The 8203-nt window shown below is 39.8% G+C and carries 3 protein-coding genes and 1 pseudogene; all 4 read left to right on the top strand.

What is annotated here, in order from left to right:
* Positions 1–184 precede the first annotated feature (184 nt).
* A pseudogene (locus KZ793_RS22125) lies at positions 185–365 on the top strand (IS30 family transposase); the annotation flags it as partial.
* Positions 366–1011: 646 nt separating this feature from the next.
* Entirely contained in the window at positions 1012–1815 is an 804-nt protein-coding gene (locus KZ793_RS22120) for an MBL fold metallo-hydrolase (protein WP_225817235.1), read from the top strand.
* A gap of 4 nt (positions 1816–1819) precedes the next feature.
* A complete protein-coding gene (locus KZ793_RS22115) occupies positions 1820–2095 on the top strand; it encodes a hypothetical protein (RefSeq protein ID WP_225817234.1) in 276 nt (91 codons plus the stop codon).
* Positions 2096–3131: 1036 nt separating this feature from the next.
* Entirely contained in the window at positions 3132–8162 is a 5031-nt protein-coding gene (locus KZ793_RS22110; protein WP_225817233.1) for an alpha-2-macroglobulin family protein, read from the top strand.
* The last annotated feature ends 41 nt before the right edge of the window (positions 8163–8203 follow it).

Raw genomic sequence — 8203 nt, 5'->3', positions numbered from 1 at the left:
ATTGTCGTAAATCGGTGATGAGATATTATCTTTTCTGATTATGTGAGGACTTATCCATGCCAATTTTGCTTTTTAGCCGCCGCTCGATCTGCCAGAAGATAACTTAACCTAAATTCTTTATAATTGTATGGGATAAATAGCATGATTTGTTGTCGTCATTGCTCTCCCTAGGAAAGGGGAGAGCAATGAAAATATTAATGGATTAATCAGGCAATACTTTCCAAAGGGAACCGATTTTAATGAAGTCACTGATCAGGAAATAAATTTCGTGGTAAACCGATTCAATAATCGCTCCCCAAAAACTCGGGGTGGTAACACCCAATGAATTATTTAAAGAAATACGGATATGTTTACTTCCAGAGTAACGATGTTGAGCTTATTATGTGAATCTACCAATTATTTTAAAATATATTAATTCTATTTTCACATAAAAATAATATATTTTTGTTATCGTATTAATAATGATTGGATATAAATGGATAGGTTATGTTTATAATGACATGTGATATTTCTATAATTATTGATTTTTCTATTTAAATTTTTTCATATAATATAAAGTTAAATTATATTTGATAAATATATTATATTTTTATCTATAATTATAAGATGAAATGAGCGTGGTCATGTAAGTCAATTACTGGCTTTATAGTGATATTTCAAATTAAGCATTGTCAATTGCATTAGGTATTAGTATAGTAAATATAATTAAATTATCTGAATAACCTATCGTTTAATTTTATTTTTAATAATATATTTATCTCTGTCTTTAAAATATGTTGTACAGCAAGGGATAATATTTGCATGTTAATATTGCAAGACAATAAATATGATAGGGAGATAATCATTTCATGTTGAAAAATTAACTGTCAGTAGCGGAGGGGTAATTTGTGATCTGCTTATAAAAATGTGACGATATAATGGTTTTTCATTATTTTATTGATGTGCGTCAATGCTATTGTTACCCGTATCGTTTAATAGAAGCATTACTTCAACAAAACTAATGGATATGCCATGTCGTTAAAAATAACTGTACTCCTGGAAAATAAAACATCTGATTCATATTTGATAGCTAAGCCTGGCCTGAGTCTTTTACTTGAGGATGGTGAAGAAAAGATAATTTTTGATACTGGCCCAGATGGTAGCTATATTGAGAATGCAAATAGGATGGGAATATCTATTGATGATATATCCAAAATTGTTATCTCTCATGGGCATTCTGACCATATAGGTGGTGTTAACTATTTTCCACATAATGCTAAATTAATATGTCATCCCGATGCATTAAGTGAGAGGTATTATGGTGTTATGTTCAACAAAAAGAGTGTGTTAAAGTTCAAAAAAATATCGGGTAAAATTAATAAAAGAGTTAAGAAGAGAGTTTTTTTTCGCTTAACGAAATCGCATATGAAAATAAGTGATCGATTTATTTTTTCAGGCGAAATAGAAAATAGTCATCGAAAATCTTATGGGTTAATTAGAAAGAACTCCTGGGCTCATGATTATATATTTGATGATAGCGCATTAATTTGGAAAAGTGATAATGGACTAGTGATTATCATTGGATGCGGTCATTCTGGTATTTGTGAAATCATTAACCACGCTAAAATGATTACCGGTGTAGACAAAGTATGCGCGGTAATAGGTGGATTGCATTTAAGGAGAGCGTTACCGACGGAGTTATTGAAGATTAGAGAATTTTTCATAAAAGAAAATATAAAAGAAGTCTATGGATGTCATTGTACTGGTAGCTGGGGAAGACTTTGGTTACCAAATGTCAAACAGCTAAAAACAGGACAAGTATTATTAGTAGAGTAACATAATGAAAGTCGTTGAGAAAATGGATGTTCATCAGGTTATTACCCCATTTGCGACAGCGTTGGGGTTAGCGTTTTTTTCTGTTTTAAATAATTGGGATTATAATAACGATAGGTTAATATTTTTATTGCTAAATTTATTCATATTTTTTGTTGCATTTTTTTATCATAGAGGACTTTATTCATATTTTATAGAAAACAATTTGTGTAGTCGGTGTTTCACCCAAGTCATTATTGCCACTTTTGATAAGAAAGTGGCATCTTATATCAATATATTATGATTTGCCTTAATATCTCTTTTATTGAATTTTAACTTTATAATTCTGTTGGGTGAATTTATTATATCTTATGTTTTTAGTGTTATGCTATTTATAATATTCTCTATTATTGTCTTTATTTTATAGTTAAATCTGGAACTATAAATGAGGTACGGTATTAACAATGAAATTAATTGTTGTTAATTGTATCTATTCTTTCTGTTTTATTTTTTTATTAATAATATATTTAACTTGCGGATTAATGGTGATGATTGTTTCTAATGCTAATTTTCATAAAATGAGTTTCTGATTAGATTAAATTGGTGTTTGATAATATCAGTTAATTAATGGTGATTTCTGCATAAAAAGTTAAATGTTTTTAACCTTATTTTTATTTGTTGTCGATATATTATTGAGGTGATGATTAATCTGGATAAATGGTTAATAAAGCGTTATATATACAGTTGTTAAGGTTATTTGTTGTTTTTATTAATTGAGGTCATTAATTCATAAATGATATAAATAATAGTAATGGACTATGAGATAATCATTGGCGTTGTTTGGTTTATAATCCTATTGCTATTACTTTGTTGAGAAAAGTAATAGTATATTGTAGCCGGATATATTTAATCCGATAGTGATATTTATAATCGGTGCAATAATGATGATTTCCTGTTTATTCAACTTGTTTTAACGGTCGATTTTATATTATTTTACTGCTTGTAAATTATCAAGCAGGTGGTGCAGTAAAAGGGCTATCTTCGGTCACTGAGGGAAATGCGAAAATTGGCTCTAAGAGATATATAGAGTTCTTAATGAAAAATTGAATCGATAAATTTAGATTTATTTATCGTCTCTGTGATGTTTAATTTGCTAAAATAACAGGCTATTATATGAAATTAATGTCTGGATGTTGCCTAATATAAATAGGCGGTATATAAGTTGATCATAGGTATATAGTTGATTATATCTGTTTGATTTAAATTTAATATATTGATTTATAAAGTTATTCATTAAATCCTACCACCAGTTGGTTGGAGTTAAGACAGGGGTTATAGTTATGAATCAAGGTCAATTCTGGCAACGACCAGGAAGAAATAAGCGTTATTTGGCGGTGATTTTAGCTTCTTTGCTGATGCTTTCTGGTTGTGACCAATCTGGTAGCACTGATAATGATCAAGCTGCTCAACCACAGTCCACAGAAATTCAAAGCGAAAAAGCATCTCAACAATCAAATATTCCACCAAAATCAGTAAAACAGAAAGACGCAGTATCACTGGCTGAATTAGTAAAACGTTATGCCGGTAAACCAGTGAAGATTCTGGATGCTTCTGAAGTTCAGCTTGATGGCGCTAGCGCAATGGTGGTGACATTTTCTGTTCCTTTGGACCCAAATCAGGATTTTGCGCAGAATGTCCGTTTGGTGGATGTCAAAGAGGGCAAACTTGATGGCGCGTGGGAACTGTCGGATAACATGATGGAGCTTCGTTTGCGCCATTTGCCACCCTCCCGTAAGTTGCAATTAACCGTAGATAAGGGTGTTAAAGGTATCAATGATCGTCAACTCGAAACGGTTTATGAGAAAACTCTGACAACCGCGACGATTTCTCCGTCTGTCGGTTTTGCCAGCAAAGGCTCTTTGTTACCCAGTAAAGTCGCTGAAGGTTTGCCGGTATTGGCTCTGAATGTTAATCGTGTTGATGTTAATTTTTTCAGGATAAAAGAGGCGGCATTACCGGCTTTTATTGCACAGTGGCAATATCGCAATAATATGAGTTATTGGGAATCTGAAGAGATGCTCAAAGGTGCGGAATTGGTTTACACCGGCCGTTTCGATCTGAATCCGACACTGAATACCCGCGAAAAATTATTGTTGCCATTAAATAATATCAAAGAGTTACAGCAAGATGGCGTTTATCTGGCGGTGATGCAACAAGCGGGTAAATACACTGATACCAAGCCAGCAACAATGTTTACCTTAAGTGATATTGGTGTTTCTATGCACAGCTATCTGGATAAGATGGATGTGTTTACCCAATCTTTGGCGCAAGGTAGTAGCTTGAAAGGGGTGGAAATACGGTTGTTGGATGAGAAAGGGCAATTATTGTCAAAGGTAACAACAGACGATGATGGACACGTCAGTTTGGAGAAAGATGCGAAAGCGAAACTATTGCTCGCTACGCATGATCACCAAACCAGTATGATTGATTTGGTATCACCGGCGCTGGATCTGTCTGAGTTTGATATCTCTGGCCTACAAGGGTACAGCAAACAATTTTTTGTTTTCGGACCCCGTGATCTCTATCGCCCGGGTGAGACGTTGATTGTCAATGGCTTGTTGCGTGATGGCGATGGCCGCGCCGTGAAGAGTCAGCCAGTTAAAGTGGATGTATTGAAAACTGATGGTCAGGTTGTTCGTAGTTTTGTCTGGCAACCCGAAAATGGGTTGTATCAGTATCGCTATACGATCCCCCAGTCAGCGGCTACCGGGCTCTGGTCGTTACGTTTTGATCTGGGCGATAATAAACCTCGTTATTACAAGTTTAATGTAGAAGATTTTATGCCGGAGCGCATGGTGCTGGAAATTAGCCGTGAGCCACAACCGGTGATGAAAGATCACAACGTGGATTTCGCGATTAACGGCCGTTATCTGTATGGGGCGCCTGCTGCATATAATCGCCTGCAAGGGCAATTATTTTTGCGTCCGGCCCGTAATGCGGTAGCAAAATTGCCTGGCTATGAGTTTGGTGCGGCCACAGAAGACAATCTTAGCCGCACATTGGATGAGTTTGATTTGGTTTTAGATAGTGGTGGTAAAGCCGCACTTAATGTCAGTGCCGACAACTGGAGTTCGGTCTCTTCGCCGGTAAATGTCATTGTACAGGCAGGTTTGCTTGAGTCGGGTGGCCGCCCGGTAGCTCGTCGAGTTGAGCAGGCTGTTTGGCCGGCAGAAAAGCTGGTTGGTATTCGTCCGCTGTTTAATCAGAAAGAGATTTATGACTATCGCATAGGTCGTTACCAAAGCCGTTACAATGTGGATGAAAATTCCCTGGCGCAATTTGCGGTGGTGTATGCCGATGCCAATGGAAAAAAATATGCTGCGAAAGATTTAACTGCCCGTTTGGTTTATGAACGTCGTGACTATTATTGGCGCTGGTCGGATGGTGAAGGTTGGCAATCAGGCTATGACCAGAAAGATTTGGTGATGGCGGATGAACATATCCAGATTGCTCAAGAGGGTACCGCAAAGGTCAGTTTTCCGGTTGATTGGGGGTCGTACCGTATTGAAGTGGTGAATCCAGAAAATCAATTAGTGACCAGCATTAATTTCTGGGCAGGCTACTCATGGCAGGACAATACCGGTGGCACAGGCGCTGTTCGTCCTGATCAGGTGAAATTATCTCTGGATAAACCCGCTTATCGGGTGGGTGAGAAGATAAAACTGCATATGGTCGCACCACAGGCGGGTAAAGGTTATCTGTTGGTGGAATCCAGCGAAGGGCCGCTTTGGTGGCAAAAAATTGATGTGCCAAAACAAGGTCTGGATGTGGAAGTACCGGTGAATAAAGAGTGGCGTCGTCATGATCTTTATTTGACCGCTGTGGTGGTACGTCCAGAGGATAAATCTCGTCAGGCGACGCCGAAACGGGCCATTGGCGTGTTGCACCTGCCATTGGCTGATGAAAATCGTAAACTGGATTTGACGCTATCCGCACCGGAAAAAATGCGTCCGAATCAAAATTTGACCGTTAAAGTCAAGGCGACACCACAGCAAGGGCGGAAATTGCCCAAGCAGGTTAATGTGCTGCTTTCTGCTGTCGATACGGGGGTGCTGAATGTCACGAATTTTAAAACTCCGAACCCTTATGAGGCTTTCTTTGGTCGTAAGCGTTACAGCGTCGATCAATATGATGTGTATGGTCAGTTGATTGAAGGTGAAGGCCGTCTGGCGAATCTGCGCTTTGGTGGTGATGGTGATGATAGTGCCCTTGATCGTGGCGGTAGAAAGCCATTAACCGAAGTGAAGATTATCGCTGAGCAAGCACAGCCTGTGACATTGGATGAAAACGGGGAAGGGCGGATTGTTTTGCCAATTCCTGATTTCAATGGTGAATTGAGGTTGATGGCTCAAGCGTGGAGTGAAGATGAGTTCGGCCACGGTGAAAGCAAAGTTGTCATTGCTGCGCCGGTGATTACACAGATGGCACTACCTCGCTTTATGGCGGGTGGTGATCATGCATTGTTGTCGTTGGATTTGACTAATTTAACTGAACAGACGCAAAACTTGACCTTGAACTTTGCTGCTAATGACCTGATTAGGTTAGAGGGGGATGCTAGCAAAGAGATAACACTGGAAAAAGGCAAACGCACTACAGTGGAGATTCCGGTCACAGCGGATTTGGGGTTTGGTCAAGGAGAGGTTTCTCTGACGGTTGATGGTCTGAATTTACCCGGTGAGAATCTGAAACAGTATAAAAATAGTTGGAAGATTGGCGTACGTCCGGCACAGCCAGCGGAAACGGTGATGTTTGCTAATGTTATTCATCCGGGAGAGGACTGGCAGTTGCCGTTAAAAGCCTTATTGGATTTATCACCAGAAGGGGCTGAGGGGCAATTGTTACTGAGTAGCCGTCCACCGTTACAGATCTCACGTTATATTCGTGAATTGTACGCCTACCCATATGGCTGTCTTGAACAGACAATCAGTGGGCTTTATCCGTCACTTTATTCGAATAAATCAGAGCTGAATAGTTTGGGTATCATGACGGAAGATGATGACAAACGCCGGGCAAGTATTGATGAGGGAATTATTCACCTGTTGAGTATGCAGCGTCATGACGGTAGCTTTGCTTTATGGGATAAAACCGGTGATGAAGAGTATTGGTTAACAGCCTATGCCACCGATTTTCTATTCCGTGCAAGTCAACGAGGTTACAGCGTACCTAAAGAGGTGTTGAGTTCTGCCAATAACCGTCTGTTACGTTATTTACAGGATAAGAGTGTTATTAACTATCCCTACAGTCAGAATCAGGAAGCAACGCGATTCTCGGTTCAGGCTTATGCCGGGCTGGTGCTTGCCAATCAACAGAAAGCGCCATTGGGCGCTCTGAGACAAGTTTATGAACGCCGTCAACAAGCAGGCAATGGTTTGTCACTGGTACAACTGGGCGTTGCACTGAAACTGATGGGGGATAACACCCGAGCAGATGAAGCGGTTCGTTTGGGGATAAGTAAAAACCGTAATGATGATTTAGATTTAGGTGATTACGGTAGTGCTGTTCGCGACAATGCAATGATTGTTGCTCTGTTGACTGAAAATAATATGCAGATAAAGGAACGTGATGAGAAATTGCTGGCTCTGTCTGATGAATTGCCATCTCGTAATTATTTCTCAACTCAGGAGAGTAATTCGCTCTATCTGGCGGGACGTTTCTTTATTGATGCATCGGTGCAACCGTGGAAAGCGGTGGTTAATCAACGGACGTCAATAATAGGTAGGGACAAACCCTATAGTGAGATGCTGTATCCGCAGGATATTCAGCAAGGTATGAGTATCAGTAACCTTGGTGACAGCACGCTCTATTCACGAGTGAATGTGGTGGCCTATCCACTGCACTCTCCGAAACCTTACGCTAATGTGTTGAAAATTCAGCGTAGCTATCTGGATATGAAGGGGAATCCGGTTTCCATTGACCATCTGAAAAGCGGTGAAATGGTGGTTGTGAAGCTGGTGGTGAGCTCAGATAAACCCGTACAGGATGCTTTGGTTGTTGATTTATTGCCCGCCGGTTTGGAGCTGGAAAACCAGAATTTGGCTAACAGCAGTGCCAAGTTGAGTGAGAGTGCCGCTAATCTTCAGGAGTTGATTGGTGATATGCAACAGGCGACGATTCGTCATAGTGAATATCGTGATGATCGATATGTGGCGGCAGTCGCGGTTGATCCGTCTCAGCCGGTGACGTTGCTCTATCTGGCTCGCGCCGTGACGCCAGGCGTCTACACGATCCCTGCGCCACAGGTGGAATCTATGTATGTGCCTTACTGGCGTGCAGTTGGTTCCACACCTGAAAAACTGGAAGTTGTCCGCTAAATTTGTCAGCCCTTATGCTCAGGTGTAAGGGCTGATTTCTC

Source organism: Photorhabdus antumapuensis, assembly GCF_020387775.1.
In the GTDB taxonomy this organism is placed as follows: domain Bacteria; phylum Pseudomonadota; class Gammaproteobacteria; order Enterobacterales; family Enterobacteriaceae; genus Photorhabdus; species Photorhabdus antumapuensis.
The sequence above is the reverse complement of the archived record's forward strand: the minus strand, read 5'-3'. Positions and strand labels throughout refer to the sequence as shown.